This is a genomic window from Qipengyuania sp. B-5 (assembly GCF_056857815.1).
In genome coordinates, this window is record NZ_JBSXNU010000035.1 from 73602 (window position 1) to 88767 (window position 15166).

At 63.7% G+C, this 15166-nt stretch carries 17 protein-coding genes and 1 pseudogene; 12 read left to right on the forward strand and 6 right to left on the reverse strand.

From position 1 onward, the window contains the following. Window positions 1-14 precede the first annotated feature (14 nt). Together AC13CE_RS04855 and AC13CE_RS04860 are read left to right on the forward strand one after the other, a co-directional pair. Window positions 15-749, forward strand: a complete 735-nt coding sequence (locus tag AC13CE_RS04855; protein ID WP_482971695.1) for a response regulator — start codon at window positions 15-17, stop codon at window positions 747-749. Beyond that, on the forward strand, window positions 746-2173 hold the full coding sequence (locus AC13CE_RS04860) for a sensor histidine kinase (RefSeq protein WP_482971696.1): 1428 nt from the start codon (window positions 746-748) through the stop codon (window positions 2171-2173). The genes AC13CE_RS04855 and AC13CE_RS04860 overlap by 4 nt, the downstream gene beginning before the upstream one ends. Here the strand turns inward: AC13CE_RS04860 and AC13CE_RS04865 are convergent. Next, a complete protein-coding gene (locus AC13CE_RS04865) occupies window positions 2170-3696 on the reverse strand; it encodes a helicase HerA-like domain-containing protein (RefSeq protein WP_482971697.1) in 1527 nt (508 codons plus the stop codon). The two genes, AC13CE_RS04860 and AC13CE_RS04865, sit on opposite strands and share 4 nt — an antisense overlap. A gap of 107 nt (window positions 3697-3803) precedes the next feature. Between AC13CE_RS04865 and pabB the strand changes: the two genes are divergently transcribed. From pabB to AC13CE_RS04890, 5 genes are all read left to right on the forward strand, one after another. Further along, a complete protein-coding gene (gene pabB / locus AC13CE_RS04870; RefSeq protein ID WP_482971741.1) occupies window positions 3804-5615 on the forward strand; it encodes an aminodeoxychorismate synthase component I in 1812 nt (603 codons plus the stop codon). Beyond that, window positions 5612-6268: an RluA family pseudouridine synthase gene (locus AC13CE_RS04875; RefSeq protein ID WP_482971698.1), complete on the forward strand. Its 657-nt coding sequence runs from the start codon at window positions 5612-5614 to the stop codon at window positions 6266-6268. Before pabB ends, AC13CE_RS04875 begins: the two co-directional genes overlap by 4 nt. Further along, window positions 6261-6665, forward strand: coding sequence for an alternative ribosome rescue aminoacyl-tRNA hydrolase ArfB (arfB, locus tag AC13CE_RS04880; protein ID WP_473820937.1), 405 nt, complete (start codon window positions 6261-6263; stop codon window positions 6663-6665). Before AC13CE_RS04875 ends, arfB begins: the two co-directional genes overlap by 8 nt. 148 nt (window positions 6666-6813) lie before the next feature. Continuing rightward, on the forward strand, window positions 6814-6981 hold the full coding sequence (gene rpmG / locus AC13CE_RS04885; protein ID WP_006832561.1) for a 50S ribosomal protein L33: 168 nt from the start codon (window positions 6814-6816) through the stop codon (window positions 6979-6981). An 88-nt stretch (window positions 6982-7069) separates the two neighbouring features. Continuing rightward, window positions 7070-7729, forward strand: coding sequence for a LolA family protein (locus AC13CE_RS04890; protein WP_482971699.1), 660 nt, complete (start codon window positions 7070-7072; stop codon window positions 7727-7729). A gap of 375 nt (window positions 7730-8104) precedes the next feature. Here the strand turns inward: AC13CE_RS04890 and AC13CE_RS04895 are convergent, their stop codons facing one another. Further along, window positions 8105-8542 carry an Rrf2 family transcriptional regulator gene (locus AC13CE_RS04895; protein WP_482971700.1) on the reverse strand — a complete coding sequence of 146 codons (438 nt, stop codon included), beginning with the start codon at window positions 8540-8542 and terminating at the stop codon, window positions 8105-8107. 177 nt (window positions 8543-8719) lie between these two features. Between AC13CE_RS04895 and AC13CE_RS04900 the strand changes: the two genes are divergently transcribed. The 5 genes from AC13CE_RS04900 (at window position 8720) to AC13CE_RS04920 (ending at window position 12790) form a co-directional block, all read left to right on the forward strand. Then, window positions 8720-9616, forward strand: coding sequence for an NAD(P)/FAD-dependent oxidoreductase (locus tag AC13CE_RS04900; protein ID WP_482971701.1), 897 nt, complete (start codon window positions 8720-8722; stop codon window positions 9614-9616). 5 nt (window positions 9617-9621) lie between these two features. Continuing rightward, window positions 9622-10302 carry a class I SAM-dependent methyltransferase gene (locus tag AC13CE_RS04905; RefSeq protein ID WP_482971702.1) on the forward strand — a complete coding sequence of 227 codons (681 nt, stop codon included), beginning with the start codon at window positions 9622-9624 and terminating at the stop codon, window positions 10300-10302. 141 nt (window positions 10303-10443) lie between these two features. Then, window positions 10444-11235 (forward strand): exodeoxyribonuclease III, encoded by a 792-nt coding sequence (gene xth, locus AC13CE_RS04910; protein WP_482971703.1) that lies wholly within the window; start codon window positions 10444-10446, stop codon window positions 11233-11235. Between the two features lie 35 nt (window positions 11236-11270). Beyond that, entirely contained in the window at window positions 11271-12293 is a 1023-nt protein-coding gene (gene ribA / locus AC13CE_RS04915) for a GTP cyclohydrolase II (protein ID WP_482971704.1), read from the forward strand. After that, entirely contained in the window at window positions 12290-12790 is a 501-nt protein-coding gene (locus AC13CE_RS04920; RefSeq protein WP_482971705.1) for a GNAT family N-acetyltransferase, read from the forward strand. The genes ribA and AC13CE_RS04920 overlap by 4 nt, the downstream gene beginning before the upstream one ends. On the opposite strand, the gene asd is transcribed toward AC13CE_RS04920, so the two are convergent. From asd to AC13CE_RS04940, 4 genes and pseudogenes are all read right to left on the reverse strand, one after another. After that, complete coding sequence (gene asd, locus AC13CE_RS04925) at window positions 12769-13629, reverse strand: archaetidylserine decarboxylase (protein ID WP_482971706.1); 861 nt, start codon at window positions 13627-13629, stop codon at window positions 12769-12771. The two genes, AC13CE_RS04920 and asd, sit on opposite strands and share 22 nt — an antisense overlap. Window positions 13630-13656: 27 nt before the next feature. Next, window positions 13657-13920, reverse strand: coding sequence for a DksA/TraR family C4-type zinc finger protein (locus AC13CE_RS04930; protein WP_482971707.1), 264 nt, complete (start codon window positions 13918-13920; stop codon window positions 13657-13659). Between the two features lie 105 nt (window positions 13921-14025). Next, window positions 14026-14226: pseudogene (locus tag AC13CE_RS04935) on the reverse strand (type II toxin-antitoxin system antitoxin); the annotation flags it as partial. Window positions 14227-14239: 13 nt separating this feature from the next. After that, window positions 14240-15151, reverse strand: coding sequence for an SPFH domain-containing protein (locus tag AC13CE_RS04940; protein ID WP_482971708.1), 912 nt, complete (start codon window positions 15149-15151; stop codon window positions 14240-14242). Between the last annotated feature and the right edge of the window lie 15 nt (window positions 15152-15166).

Sequence of the window (15166 nt, forward strand, 5' to 3'; positions counted from 1 at the left end):
GCGAAAGCCGATCCATGAACGATAACGCGCCCATCACCCTCCTGCTCGTCGACGACGAGCGAACGCTACGCGAGCCCTTGGCCGAATATCTCACTGGCCAGGGTTTCGTCGTGCGGGAAGCGGATAGCGCAGCCATGGCGCGCAGCCTGCTCGGCACGGATACGCCCGACCTCGTCCTGCTCGACATCATGATGCCGGGAGAGGACGGCCTTTCGCTCTGCCGCCACCTCGCCGAGACCAAGAAAACGCCGGTCATCCTGCTGACCGCCAAGGGCGAAGCGATGGACAGAATCATCGGCCTTGAAATCGGCGCGGACGATTATGTAACCAAACCCTTCGAACCCCGGGAACTGGTAGCACGCATCCGTTCGGTTCTGAGGCGTGCCGAACGCGCGCCGGACGATCCAGCCGAGGACATGATATACGCGTTCGAGGGCTGGAAGCTCGACCCGCTGAAGCGCCGCCTGATCGATCCCGAAGGCACGCTCGTACCGATTTCAACCGCCGAATTCCGCATGCTGCGCGCCTTCTGCGATCATCCGCGCCGCGTCCTCGATCGGGACCAACTGCTCGATATGGTGCAGGGCCGCGAAGCGCACCTGTTCGACCGTGCAGTCGATAACCAGATCAGCCGGCTACGCCGAAAGATCGAAGCAGACAGCCGCAACCCGCATTTCATCCAGACCGTCCGCGGTGGCGGCTATCGCTTCGCCGCCGAAGTTACGCGGATGGCGCAGGATAGCCGGTGACGCGCTGGCTTCCGAAGAGCCTGCTCGGCCAGGTTACGCTGGCAGTCGCGCTCACGCTGTTCATCGTCCAGGGCGTGAACGGATTTCTGGCGTGGAGCATCGAAAAGGATCGCGCCGAGACCGGCCTGGTAAACACGCTGGGCCTGCGCCTCGTCGCTTCGGCCCGCATCCGGGAAGGCGATGCGGAAGAGCTTGTGGCCCGGATCGGCCCTGGCCGGGAAGTGTCCCCTCGCAGCGAACAGGACCGCCCGCGCCGGATGGGCCGCCGGTTCTCCGGCACTGATTTCACGCGGGAAACCGGCTTCCAAACCTTGCCGCAGGATCGCGCTATGCCCGAACTGCAAAAACGCCTCGCACAGACGCTGCGGGAAAACGGCCGCGAATTCACCGATATCAGGCTAGTCGAGCGGCCCGTATCGGCAGATCCGATCGCGCAGCGTTTCCTGCAGCGCCTTGCCCTTCGCCGTGGCTATACGCCGGAAGACCTGCCCGATTCCATCGCGGTCGCCGGGATTACGGACGGCAATGGGTGGGACGTGGTCCGCGCCCCGATCCGTAAGCCGCATGAAAGATACGGCCCGTTGTTTCCCTTGCTCCAGGCCGGGATACTTACCCTGCTCCTCTCCTTCGTCCTCTGGCTCGTCCTGCGTCGGATCACCGGGCCGCTCGCCCAGCTGACGACGCGAACCGAGGAATTCTCGCGGCGGCCCGGCCAGTCCGAGCCGATGGAGCCACACGGGCCGGAAGATGTCCGTCGGCTGATCGGTGCACATAATGCGATGGAGGCAAGGATCGGTGCCATGCTGGCCGAAAAGGACGTCATGCTCGGCGCGATCGGGCATGATCTCAAGACGCCGCTGGCCGCCCTGCGCGTGCGCGTCGAAAGCGTCGAGAATGCCGCGGCGCGCGAACGCATGGTCGACAGCATCGAGGACATCACGCTTACGCTCGACGAAATCCTTGCGCTTGCCCGCGTCGGCAAGTCGGACGCCGCGCCGGAAAGGACCGACCTTGCTGCACTGGCTGCCTCGGTAGTCGAGGAATTCGAGGACATGGGAGAGACGGTCGATCTGGAAACGCAGCGCATCGCCGCGACCATCCACCTTACCTGGCTCAAGCGTGGGCTGCGCAACCTCGTCTCGAATGCCCTGCGTTATGGCGGCGGCGCCCGGGTATCCGTGTTGCAAGAAGGAGATGCCGCCGTGCTGCGCGTAGAGGACAGCGGGCCGGGCATCCCCGAAGACCGCATCGCCGACATGCTGGAGCCCTTCACCCGCGGCGAGGCAAGCCGCAACCGCGCCACCGGCGGGGCGGGGTTAGGCCTGACGCTGGCGCGCGCCGTGGCCGAACAACACGGCGGAGAACTGCATTTGTCGAACCGTCACGGCGGCGGAGCGCGGGCGGAATTCCGCCTCCCGCTCTAGCGCATCAATCCGCCGATAATGTTGCGCACGAATGCCGTGGCACCGGTCCGCAGCGGATTGGCGCTCGACTTCTTTCCCAGCACCGTCGCCACCGCGATCGAGGTCAGCGATCCTGCCGCAGCCGTGGCCGCGGCCTTGCCCGCCCTGCCCCACATCGAGGTCGATTTGCGGCTACGCTTCGCCACTTCTTCCCGCCCCTTCTCCGCCACCTCTTCGGCGGTCGCGGCAGCATCGGCAGCCTTAGCGGCAAGCACTTCCTCGGCGCTCTCGCGATCGACGGCATCGTCATATTTCCCGTCCAGCTGGCTGACCGAATTGACGATCTTGCGCTCCTTTTCGGTGACGGGGCCAAGGCGAGAATGCGGCGGCTTGATCAGCGTGCGCTGAACCACCGTCGGCGCACCGTCCTCGTCGAGAGTAGAGACCAGAGCCTCGCCGACCTTGAGTTCGGTAATCGCTTCTTCGACATCGAGCTCGGGATTGATGCGGAAAGTCTCGGCGGCCGCCTTGATCGCGCGCTGGTCGCGCGGGGTGAAGGCGCGCAATGCGTGCTGGATACGGTTGCCCAGTTGCCCGGCGATCTTTTCGGGAATGTCGATCGGGTTCTGCGTCACGAAATAGACGCCGACCCCCTTCGACCGGATCAAACGCACGACCTGCTCGACCTTGTCTTCCAGCGCTTCCGGTACATCGTCGAACAGCAGGTGCGCCTCGTCGAAGAAGAACACCAGCTTCGGCTTATCGGGATCGCCAACCTCGGGTAGGGTCTCAAACAGCTCGGCGAGCAGCCACAAAAGGAAGGTTGCGTAAAGCTTGGGTCCGCGCATCAATTTGTCGGCGGCAAGCACGTTGATGATGCCGCGGCCCTGCTCGTCCACCTTCAGGAAATCGTCGATCTCCAGCGCGGGTTCGCCGAAGAACATATCCGCGCCCTGGCTTTCGAAACTGAGCAACTGCCGCTGGATTGCCCCGACACTGGCCTTGGAGACATTGCCATATGTGCCCGAAAGCTCGCTCGCATTGTCATAGGCGAAACTGAGCATCGATTGCAGGTCGCCGAGATCGAGCAGCAGGAGCTTGTTCTCGTCGGCATAGCGGAAGACGATGTTGAGCACGCCTTCCTGCGTCTCGTTCAGATCGAGCAAGCGGGCGAGAAGCAACGGCCCCATTTCCGAAATCGTCGTGCGGATCGGGAAACCCTGTTCGCCGTAGAGATCCCAGAAGACCGCGGCGTTATCGGCATAGGCATAGTCGTCCATGCCCAGTTCTTTCGCGCGGCCTTCCAGCTTGTCGGCGTGTTTGAATTGCGAGGAACCGGCCATGGATATGCCGGCCAGATCGCCTTTCACGTCAGCAACGAATACAGGCACGCCGTTGGCGGAAAAGCTCTCGGCCAGGCCTTGCAATGTCACGGTCTTTCCGGTCCCGGTTGCGCCCGCAATCAGCCCGTGGCGATTGGCCTGTTCGAGCCGCAAATACTGCTTTTCGCCATGCGCATCCAACCCGAGGAAAATCGTGCTCATATTCTTCCCGCTCTTTTTCGATGTATGTGCCGATGTGGCGCAGGCAGGGCGCCAAGGTCAAGCAATGGCTCGACTTGGAGCACGAGGGCTGTAAAGGCATTGGCACGATGGCGGGCCGGCATCCTTTCATACTGTTGGACGATGCGCGCGAGAGCGGCGCTGCCGATGCCCTGCTGTATGAGAACCCGCAGCAGGTTTTCATCGCCAATCGTCCCGGCGAGGTCGAAGCCGTGCTTCACGCTGCCGAAACCGCACGACGTGGAGGCGGGGAGCTGGCAGGCTATATCGCCTATGAGGCGGGGCTGGCGCTGGAAGAACGGCTGGCAAAGCTTGCCCAAGGCAAGACGGGCGGCGCAGGGCCGCTGGTCTGGCTTGGCCTTTTCAACGCACCGGAGCGCATTGCCGCCACCGATATGCCCGCATGGCTTGCTGCTCGTGCGCAGGGTGCGGGGAGCGTCGGCCCGCTGGAGCCGCAAATCTCGCCTGGCGGCTACGAGGTTGCATTCGAGCGGTTGCAGGAAGCGATCCGTGCAGGCGATATCTACCAGGCGAACCTGACCTTTCCGCTGGCAGGTAACTTCACCGGTGACCCGCTGGGCCTCTATGCCGCGCTGCGACCTGCGGCGCGGGCTGGCTATGGTGGGGTGATCTTCGACGGATCGCACTGGCTGCTCAGCCTGTCGCCCGAATTGTTCGTGTCCCTGAGAGGCCGCGAGGCAAAGGCCAAGCCGATGAAAGGCACGCGTCCGCGTTCCGCCGATGCCGGGCAGGACGAAGCTCTGGCCGACGAACTTGCGAATTCGGTCAAGGACAAGGCCGAAAACCTCATGATCGTCGACCTGATGCGCAACGATCTCTCCCGCGTGGCCGAGGCGGGCAGCGTGCGGGTGGACGAGCCCTTCGCGATCGAGAGCTATCCGACGGTCCACCAGATGGTGAGCGTGGTACATGCCCAACTGCGCGAGGATATGGGTGCAGTCGATCTGGTGCGGGCGCTTTTTCCCTGCGGTTCGATCACCGGTGCGCCGAAGATCCGCGCAATGGAGTTGATCGACGCGGTCGAACGCGAGCCCCGGGGGCCCTACTGCGGGGCCATCGGGCGGATCGGGGCGGACGGCGATGCCGCTTTCAACGTCGCAATCCGCACCTTGCGGCTGACCGAGATCGAGAATGCGCGCGGCAAGGCCGTGCTCGGCGTGGGCGGTGCGATCGTTGCCGACAGCGAGCCGCGCACGGAATGGCGCGAGGCGCTTCTGAAAGGCGCATTCGCCAGCAAGTCGTCGCCCGAACACAAGGCGGCGCAGTTCGACCTGATCGAGACCATGCGCTTCACCCCCGAGGAAGGCATCCCCCTGCTCGAAGCCCATCTTTCACGGATGAAGAACAGCGCCGCGGAGCTGGGCTTCATGTTCGACCGCCATGAAGCGCGCAACCAGCTTCACGCCTGCTGTTTCGTCCTCGACGAGCCGGGCCGCATCCGTCTGCTGGCCTCGCGCAGCGGCGCCATTGCTCTGGAGGTGCAGGGCATGCCCGATGCCTGGCCCAATCCCGCCGCGTGCATCATCCTCCCGCTGCCGGTGGATTCCGGTGACTGGCGGCTGCGCCACAAGACCACCGACCGCAGCTTTTATGAAGATGCGCAGGCCATCGCCCGGCGGCATGGTGCGACCGAGGCATTGTTCGTGCGCGAGGACGGCCTGCTGACCGAAGGGTGCGTCACCAATATCTTTGTCGAACGCGATGGCCTATGGCTAACCCCGCCCGCAGCACTCGGCCTCCTGCCCGGCGTGTTCCGCCAGTCGCTCCTCGACGGGGGCAAGGCGCGCGAAGCCGAACTCACCATTGCCGATCTCGAGGACGGTTTCTTCCTCGGAAATGCGCTGCGCCAGATGGTGCGCGCCGAACTGAAAGCCGTATGACCGACATCCCGATTATTTTCGAAGACGGCGAAGCGCTGGTAATCAATAAGCCTGCGGGCATTTCCGTGGACCGCCCCAAGCGCGGCGGGCCGTGTCTCGAAGATCATTTCGAACAGCTTCGCCTCGGCTTCCAGCGCGATCCCTCGCCGGTCCACCGGCTGGATACGGACACCAGCGGCTGCCTGCTGCTGGCGCGCAATCCCAAGGCGCTGAAGCGATTCGCCAAGGCCTTCGAGGACCGGCTCGTGACCAAGCGTTATGTCGGTGTCGTTGCGGGTATTCCCGAGGGCGAAGAGGGCACGATCGAGCTCTCGCTTTCCAAGATCAGCAGCGCGGAAAAAGGCTGGCGCATGATCGCCGCCAGGAAGGGTAAGCCCTCGATCACCCATTGGCGCAAGCTGATGGAAAATGATGGAAAGGCCCTCCTCGAATTCCGTCCGGAAACGGGAAGGACGCACCAGATCCGCCTTCATTGCGAGGCGGGGTTGGGCCTGCCGCTGCTCGGCGATCCGGTTTACGGGAGTGGCAAGGGCGCGCCGCGCACCATGCTGCATGCGGCAGGCCTGGTGGTCCCGCGTGAGAAGAAGCCCGCCATCGAGGCGGCCGCGCCGCTGCCGCGCGAGTTCGCGGCTCTCGGGTTTGCGGATGGGTAGAATCGTCGACCGTGCGTTGGAGATCGCCGAGGAGAAATTCATCGCTTCCTCCGGCCCGGGCGGGCAGAATGTGAACAAGGTCGCCACGGCGGTGCAGCTCCGGGTGGACGTATTCCAGCTCGGCCTGAGCCTGGAAACCTTCGAGCGAATCAAGGAAATCGCGGGCAGCAGGTTCACCAAGAACGGCGAAATCGTCCTCACCGCCAACGAGTACCGCACTCAGGAACAGAACCGCGAGGCAGCGCGGGAGCGTCTGATCCAACTTGTCAATCAAGCGCTTGATCCGCCCAGGAAACGCAAGAAGAGCAGGGTGAACCGCGTGGGCAAGGTGAAACGGCTCAAGGCAAAGAAGGTGCGGGGCGACGTGAAGGCCAAGCGCGGCAAGGTCGAATGGTAATGCCGGGTGCGCCGGGCGCTTGACTTTTCCCCGTGAATCACACAAAGGGCGCGCCGGACGGCGGTGCGACACGCGCCGCCCTTATTATTTAGGCCGTCTCTCCCTCGCGTGGGGCGGACCCTTTTCGAAAGATCTTTAGGAACACGCCATGGCGAAGCCCGCAACCGTCAAGATCAAGCTCGTCTCGACCGCCGACACGGGCTTCTACTACGTGACGAAGAAGAATCCGCGCAACCACACCGAAAAGTTCGTCTTCAAGAAGTACGATCCGGTGGCGCGCAAGCACGTTGAATTCAAGGAAGCCAAGATCAAGTGATCTTGCCGGGCCGTGCGGTCCGGAAGCTGAATGGCGGGAACGCCTTTAGTTCAGTGACAGTTCAATGCTCCGACTGTAATTCAGGAGCATGAGCACCTTGTCTATCTTCAAGAATCGTCCCGTCGCCTCCGCACTGGCGCTTGCGCTGTCCGTGGGCGTCCCCGCATCCTTCTATGCCGCACCGACCCCCGTCGAAGCGGCGGCCGGCGATCTCGATCGTGCGGTCGCGGCATTGCGCGGCATTTCCACCATGAAGGCGAACTTCGTCCAGACCGACCGCAACGGCCAGGCCGTTTCGGGCGTGATGACGCTGAAGCGCCCCGGCAAGATCCGTTTCGAATATGAAAAGGGCGTGCCGCTGCTGGTCGTCTCGAACGGCAAGTCGATGTACATGATCGATTACGAGGTGAACCAGGTCCAGCGCTGGCCGATCAGCAATTCGCCGCTTGGCGCGCTGCTCGACCCGAGCCGCGATGTGAAGAAATACGGCAAGCTGATTCCGACCACCCATAGCGATGTCGTCAGCATCGAGGTGCGCGATCCAAATCGCCCGGAATTCGGCACGATCACGCTGATCTTCGCACGCGACGGATCGGCACCCGGCGGTCTGCGTCTCACGCACTGGGTGGCGCTCGATTCGCAGAATCACCGGACCACGGTTCGCCTGAGCAACAACCGCTACGGGGTGTCGGTTGCCGACAGCGCATTCACCTTCAGGGATCCGCGCCGTTCATCCCGTCGCCCGTAAATACCATTTCGGCGACAGGCCGTTCGATTGTTGCGATTCCCCGATGTCGAATGTTCATTGAGCAGCAAGCCGGGCGGGCCTAGAACCGAGTTATCGAAGCGGTGGCAGCAATTTCCCCCCTGTTGATTGCCCGCCCTTAAAAACCGCTCGGTATCCAAGCGTGACGAACGCTCACAAGGAACCCTCGAGCCAATGCCCCCGGCTCGAGGGTTTTTGTTTGCCCCCTCAAACGCCGGGCGCGGCGCATCCGCGTCGCTTGGCTTCGCGCCAGTCGGCCGTTGACTGCCGTGACCGGGAACCCTCTTCCCTGGACAGCGATCTCACTCTCTTGATCGGGCCAGTGGAGGGTAAACGAGCGCGGCATGGCCGCGGATATTACCGGTCGGCATGTATGTTCAAAGGTACCGGCTCTCGCGGCGCAATCTTGTCGAGCGTGATCGTTTCGAAGCGCTCAGTAAACAGTGCTGCGGCCGCTTCCATGGTATCCACCATCACGGCGTTGACATTCTTTTCCACCAGGCAGCCGGAGTTCCCGCTGCGGTTGCCGATAGCAAAAAGATTGGGCCGCCCGAGCGCCTCGTAAACGTCGAGGAGCGTGATCTCGCACAGCGGACGCGCCAATTGCCATCCTCCACCATGCCCCTTCTCGGAACGCACCAGACCTGCCTCGCGCAGCCCCGCCATGGTCCGCCTGAAAACCGCCGGATTGGTTCCCATGCTCCGGCTCAGCACATCCGATGTAAGCAGTTCCTTCGTCTGATCCATGTGGAGAAGCACATGGAGGACATCGGACAGGCGGGTATCTCGATTCATCTTAAAGCCTTTGTTGCGCGTTCGGCGTCGGACACTGCCATAGTGCGTGACAATGCAAAAAGATTGTATCACTTATTGATACATGACGCCATCGCAGCTATAGTATCTTCAAATGTTACATGAGCGGATGCTCGCAGTCCACTGCGGACGGTCCGCCCCTGCACCAAGGAGATATATATGACTTTCGACGCGATCATTGTCGGCGGGAGCTTTGCGGGTTTATCGGCCGCGCTCTATCTCGCCCGGGCGCGCCGTTCGGTGCTGGTGCTCGACACAGGCACCCCCCGCAATCGCTTTGCCGCCGCCTCTCACGGCTTTTTTGCCCAGGACGGGAGCAATCCCGGGGTCATGCTCGAAGCCATGCGCGGACAGGTGGCGGCCTATCCGACAGTGCAGTTCCGCGAGCTCGCAGCCGTGGAGGCTGCCCGGCATGAAGACGGGTTCCGGGTGACGCTGGGGAATGGCGAGGCGGTGGCAGGGGCCAGGTTGCTGCTGGCCTTCGGAATCAGCGATATTCTGCCCGAGCTTCCCGGCCTCGCCGAACGCTGGGGGCAAACCGTTATCCATTGCCCCTATTGTCATGGCTATGAATTCAGCGGCAAGCGGCTTCGCGTCCTCAATACCTCGCCAAAATCGGCGCATCAGGCGGGTTTGATCCCCGAATGGGGACCAACGACCTTCTTTCTCAACGGCGGCACGATAGAACCGGACGTGGCGGCACAGCTCGACGAGCGCGGCGTCACAATCGAAGCCGAGCCCGTGGATAGTCTTGTCGGCGAAGGGGCAGCCCTGTCGGCAATCCGCCTGCGCAACGGCATCGAGCAACCGATCGACGCGCTGTTTATCGGTCCCCGCAGCCGTTTCAACAGCGATATTGCACAAGGGCTCGGGTGCGAGATCGAGGACAGCCCCCTCGGATCGGTGATAACGGTCGACGAGATGCAGGCGACCAGCATCGCCGGGGTCTATGCCGCCGGCGATATCACGCGAATGGGACATACCGTCACCTTCGCCTGTGCGGACGGCGTCACGGCCGCGCTGGCAATTCATCGTTCGCTGGTGTTCGGAGGCTAGCCGTCATGGATCGCAAGTATTCACCCTTCGACCATCCGGACGCTATCGCTTCCTATGAAGTGAATGCCGTTCGCAACGTGCCCGGGCTAGCCGACCTCCATCGCATGGTGATGCTGCTGCTTGCCGAACGGGCTGGAACAGACGCGCATATACTCGTCGTAGGTGCAGGCGGCGGAATGGAAACCAAAGCAATGGCCGAAGCGCAGCCAGACTGGCATTTCACAGGTGTCGATCCATCATCGGCAATGCTTGATCTTGCGCGCCGAAAACTGGCGCCATTTGCAAAGCGAGTCGATCTGATTGAGGGTGCCATTGATCAGGCACCAGATGGCCCTTTCGACGGTGCAACATGCCTTCTCACGTTGCATCACCTCGACCGTACTTCACGTCTGCAGACTTTGCGGGGGATTCGTCACCGACTGAGACCCGGTGCCAATCTGGTGGTGGCAGAGCATACGGCGCCCGGTCCTGATCCTAGGCGCTGGATGAGGCTTTCGATTGCCTTTAGCGGTCGCGAGGGGCCTGATCCGGCAAAATCCGCAGCCACTGCCAAGCCGATGACAGAGCGACTGCCCGTGCTTTCTCCCGCGCGAGAAGAAGAACTGCTATGCGAGGCGGGGTTTACCAATGTCGAGCTATATTACGCCGCATTCTCTTTCCGCGGCTGGGTCGGAACAGCCTGCTAATTTCAGACGATGAGCCCGAGCGTTATTCCGTATGCCAGGGGCGGTATATTCAATTGCGGATCGGGCGTGCCCGCGGATGCGGGTGCGAAAAACAGGGACTCAAACCTAGACCCCCGCGCCGCGTCCCCCTATCTCCGCGCCATGGTCTCTGTAGCTACCTGGAACATCAATTCCGTTCGCCTCCGCTTGCCGATCGTCGAGCGCTTCCTGAAGGATGCCGCGCCCGACGTTCTCTGCCTGCAGGAAATCAAGTGCCAGGAGCACCAGTTCCCCTACGAGGCGTTCAGGGCGCTGGGCTACGAGCATATCGCCGTGCACGGCCAGAAGGGCTATCACGGCGTGGCGACGGTCAGCCGGGTGCCGATCCGCGAATTTTCGCGACACGACTGGCAGGACAATGGCGAAGCGCGCCACGTGGGCGTCGAACTGCCCGAGCACGACGGCATGATCATCGAGAATGTCTATGTGCCTGCCGGGGGTGACGAGCCGGATCGCGAGATAAACCCCAAGTTCGGCCAGAAGCTCGATTTCCTCGAGCGGATGACCCGCTGGGCCGATGCGGTGGACCGGCCGACGCTGATCGTGGGCGATTTCAACATCGCGCCGCTGGAAAGCGACGTGTGGAACCACAAGCAATTGCTCAAGGTCGTCAGCCACACGCCGATCGAGGTCGAAAGCCTCCAGCGGTTCATGGATGCCCACGGCTGGGCAGACATCGGGCGCGAGCATATCAAGGCGCCCGAACGCTATTACAGCTGGTGGAGCTACCGCGCGAAGGACTGGAAGGCGAACGATCGCGGCCGCCGGCTCGATCACATGTGGGCCAGCCCCGAACTCGCCCGGCAGGCGAGCGGCCATTCGGTCCACGAATATGCGCGCGATTGGGAAAAGCCGTCCGACCACGTACCGCTGGTGACGGAGTTCAGCATCTGACTTCGCCGTCGCCTTCTCGCCGGGCGGCGCTGGCGGTGGATGCCTTGCGCCACGGCTGGCCGCTGGCGATCGAAGGTGCGCCGTTGCTGCAACCGGTCGAGACGGCATTTTCGGAAATATCGGGGGAGGCGATGCTGATCTCCGCCACCCGTGCGGCCACGCTCAAGCTGGCCAACCAGCGCGAAGCCGCGGTGCCGCGCACGCCTGTCCTGCTGCGCGGCGCGGAAAGCTTCGACCTGTCCGCCGCGCTGGCAGTCGCCGACCCGGCGCTCGATTTGCAAAGCCCACTCAAGGGGCCCTTCAAGGCCCTGCCGCTGGCGTGGGAGGAACAGGCACGGGCCGCGCTCGAACTGGCGCGGATTGCGGGCATCCTTCCAGCCTTCCTCGTCGATCCGGCGGGAGCGACAGAGCCGGCATCGCTGGAGGTCGGCGATCTGGCCGCTTTTGCCGATCCCGCCCGACTGCATATCGCCTCGCGCGCACGCCTCCCGGTCGCCGCGGCGGAGGACGCGCATATCGTGGCCTTCCGCAGCCCGGACGATACGCGCGAACATGTTGCGCTGATCATCGGCGAACAGCGCGTGGACCGGCCGCCGCTCGTCCGCCTGCATTCCGAATGCCTGACCGGCGATATCCTCGGCAGCCTGAAATGCGATTGCGGCCCGCAGCTCGACGCCGCCCTGCACGCCATGTCACAGGAAGCGGACAGGGGCGGCTGGGGCGTGCTGCTCTACATGCGGCAGGAAGGGCGCGGGATCGGCCTCGTCAACAAGTTGCGGGCCTATCGCTTGCAGGATCAGGGTTTCGACACGGTCGACGCGAACACGCGGCTGGGCCTGCCCGACGAGGCGCGCGATTTCCCCACGGCGGCGCGAATGCTTAGCCTGCTCGGCGTGAAGGAGATCCGACTGATGACGAACAATCCCGCGAAGGTCGCAGCGCTGGAGGCCGAAGGGGTGGAAGTGTCCGAGCGCGTGGCACATTCGCTGCCCGACAATCCTCACAACGCCCGCTATCTCGCCACCAAGCGTGACCGGGCGGGACACCTGCTGCCATGAGCGCGCTCACGATCCGGCCCGAGACGCGGGCCGACTGCGCGCAGATCAGCGTCGTCACCGAGGCCGCCTTTGCCGATGTCGAACATAGCGACGGGAGTGAGGTGAATATCATCGAACGCCTGCGCGCCGATGGCGATCTCGCCCTGTCGCTGGTGGCCGAGGATGGTGAGCGCATCATCGGCCATGTGGCGCTTTCGCCGGTCCGCATATCGGACGGCAGCCAAGGCTGGTTCGGGCTGGGACCGGTCAGCGTCCTGCCTGCCTGCCAGCGGGGAGGCGTGGGTTCGGCACTGATCAACCGCGGCATCGCCGATTTGCGTGAGACGGGCGCGCGCGGGATCGTCCTGCTGGGCGATCCGGCCTATTATGCGCGCTTCGGCTTCCGGCACGATCCGCGGCTGGTCTATCCCGGCCCGCCGCCCGAGTATTTTCAGCGGCTGGTCCTCGAGGGCGAACCGCCCGCGGGCACGGTGACCTACGCTCCGGCGTTCGGCTGAAGCCGCCTGCCGATCGCCTGTCCCATGCGGACGGCGTCACCGGCCTTGAGCCCCGCGTCCCATTCCACCCTGCCCGGTTCGAACAGCAGCACCACGGTCGAGCCGAGGATGAAGCGGCCCATTTCGTCACCCGCGCCGAACGCATGGGCGCCGGGTTCGAAGCTTTCGCGCACCAGCCGCGGATGGTGGGTTTCCACCAGACCGCTCCATACCGTCTCGATGCCCGCCACGATCATCGCGCCGACCATCACGCTGGCGAACACACCATCCGGGCCGGTGAAGAGGCAGGCGAGCCTTTCGTTGCGCGCGAAGAGGCCGTCGACATTCTCTGCCGTCACCTGGTTCACCGAAAAGAGGTCGCCGGGCACATAGGCAGTCGATGCGAGCGAACCCGCGGCAGGCATGTGGACGCGGTGGTAATCGCGCGGCGAGAGATAGATGGTGGCGAAGCTGCCGCCTTCGAAGCGCTTTGCCGCCCCGGCGTCGCCGCCGAGGAGCTGGGTGGCGGTGAAATGCCGCCCCTTGGCCTGGAAGATCCGGTCTTCGTCGATGCGCCCGATCTGGCTGACCGCGCCATCGGCGGGGCTGAGGATGTGGGTCCGGCTGTCGGCAAGCGGACGCGCGCCGGGCTTGAGTTCGCGGGTGAAGAAATCGTTGAAGCTCTTGAAGTCCTCCACCCGGCGGGCGGCCTCCCCCATGTCGACATCATAGGCGTCGATGAACCGGCGGATCAGGAGGTTCTTGAGCCAGACGGATTCGCTGGAGGCGATCTTGCCGGCGCCGCGCGAGACGAGATGGTGCGGAAGCGCGTGCTGCAGCCAGATGAAGGGGGATGTCATGGATTGGAGCCTTAGCGGGGCCGCGGCTCAGCGCAACTGGCTGTCCTTGCTGCCGCGCCGATTGATGACGGTCTGCCGCGAGGAGGCATCGCGGCCCGACTGGCATGCGACACAGGTACGCACGCCGGGCAGCGCGAGCCGCCGCTTCTCGGGGATTTCCTCGCCACATTCGTCGCAATATTTCGCGCTTTCGCCCTTGGGCATACGTGCGCGGGCGGCGCTCACTGCGTCGCTCACCGTATCGTCGATCTGGTCCTGAACTGCGCCGTCACGCGCCCATCCGCCTGCCATTGCAAACTCCTTCGCCCGAATAACGAACAGGAACCTGCTCTCGTTCCGTCAGAAGAACAAGGCGGCGAAGCGGATCAGGCCTGACGAGCGACACCGTAACCACGCTCAGTCCTCGGCAGGAGGACGCCCCCTGCGCGGAGGCGGGGACGGCTTCACCTCGGCCCCGCGCGCCTTCAACGCCTCGCGCAGCAGCATTTCGATCTGCGCATTGGCGCTGCGCAGTTCGTCCGCCGCCAGGCGCTCGACCGCGGCGTGAACCGCCGGATCGAGACGCAGGGCAAAGGCTTTCTTCTTGGACATGGACGCGGGCTCTTGGCCGTCAGTAGATCGAACCGGCGTTGACCACCGGGTGCACGTCTCTTTCGCCGCACAGGACGACCATCAGGTTGGAAACCATCGCGGCGCGGCGTTCGTCGTCCATCTCCACGATGCCGTCCTGGCTCAGCTTGGTCAGCGCGTCCTCGACCATGCCGACCGCGCCGAGCACGATCTTGGCGCGGGCGGCGATGATCGCGTCGGCCTGCTGGCGCTTGAGCATGGCGCTGGCGATCTCGCTGGCATAGGCGAGGTGGGTGAGGCCCGCCTCGTCGACCACGATGCCCGCGACCTTGAGCCGGTCGTTGAGTTCCTCGAGCAGCTCGCGGTTGACCACGTCCCCGCCGCTGCGCAGCGTGACTTCCTCGCCTTCGAAATCGTCATAGGGATGGCGCGAACCGACCGTGCGCAGACCCGCCTCGATCTGGATGTTCACGAAGGCCTTGTAATCGTCGACATCGAAGCTCGCCTGCGCGGTATCGGCGACGCGCCACACCACGTTGCAGGCGATCTCGATCGGGTTGCCGCGCAGATCGTTGATCTTCACGCGTTCGGAATGGATGTTGTGCGCGCGGGCGGAGATCTTGTTCCGGCCCATCCACGGCCACACCCAGCGCAGCCCCTCGGTCCGCTCGCTGCCGCGATATTCGCCGAACAGCGTGATGACGACGGCCTGGTTCGGCTGGATCATGAAAAAGCCCGCGGCGAGGATCAGCACGCCCATCAGCGATGCGATCAGCGCGCCGATGAAGGTGAGCTTGGCCCCCTTCGATGCCTCGCCTTCCGGGAAAATTCCGGGCAGGAGAAAGGCCAGCCCCGCGACGACCACCACGAGGATGATCAGCATTATATAGCCATTGTAACTGGACGCCGCCCTTTCGCGGCTGGTGTTCATCCCCTTGAGTTCTACCGACATGACGAATCGTTCCTC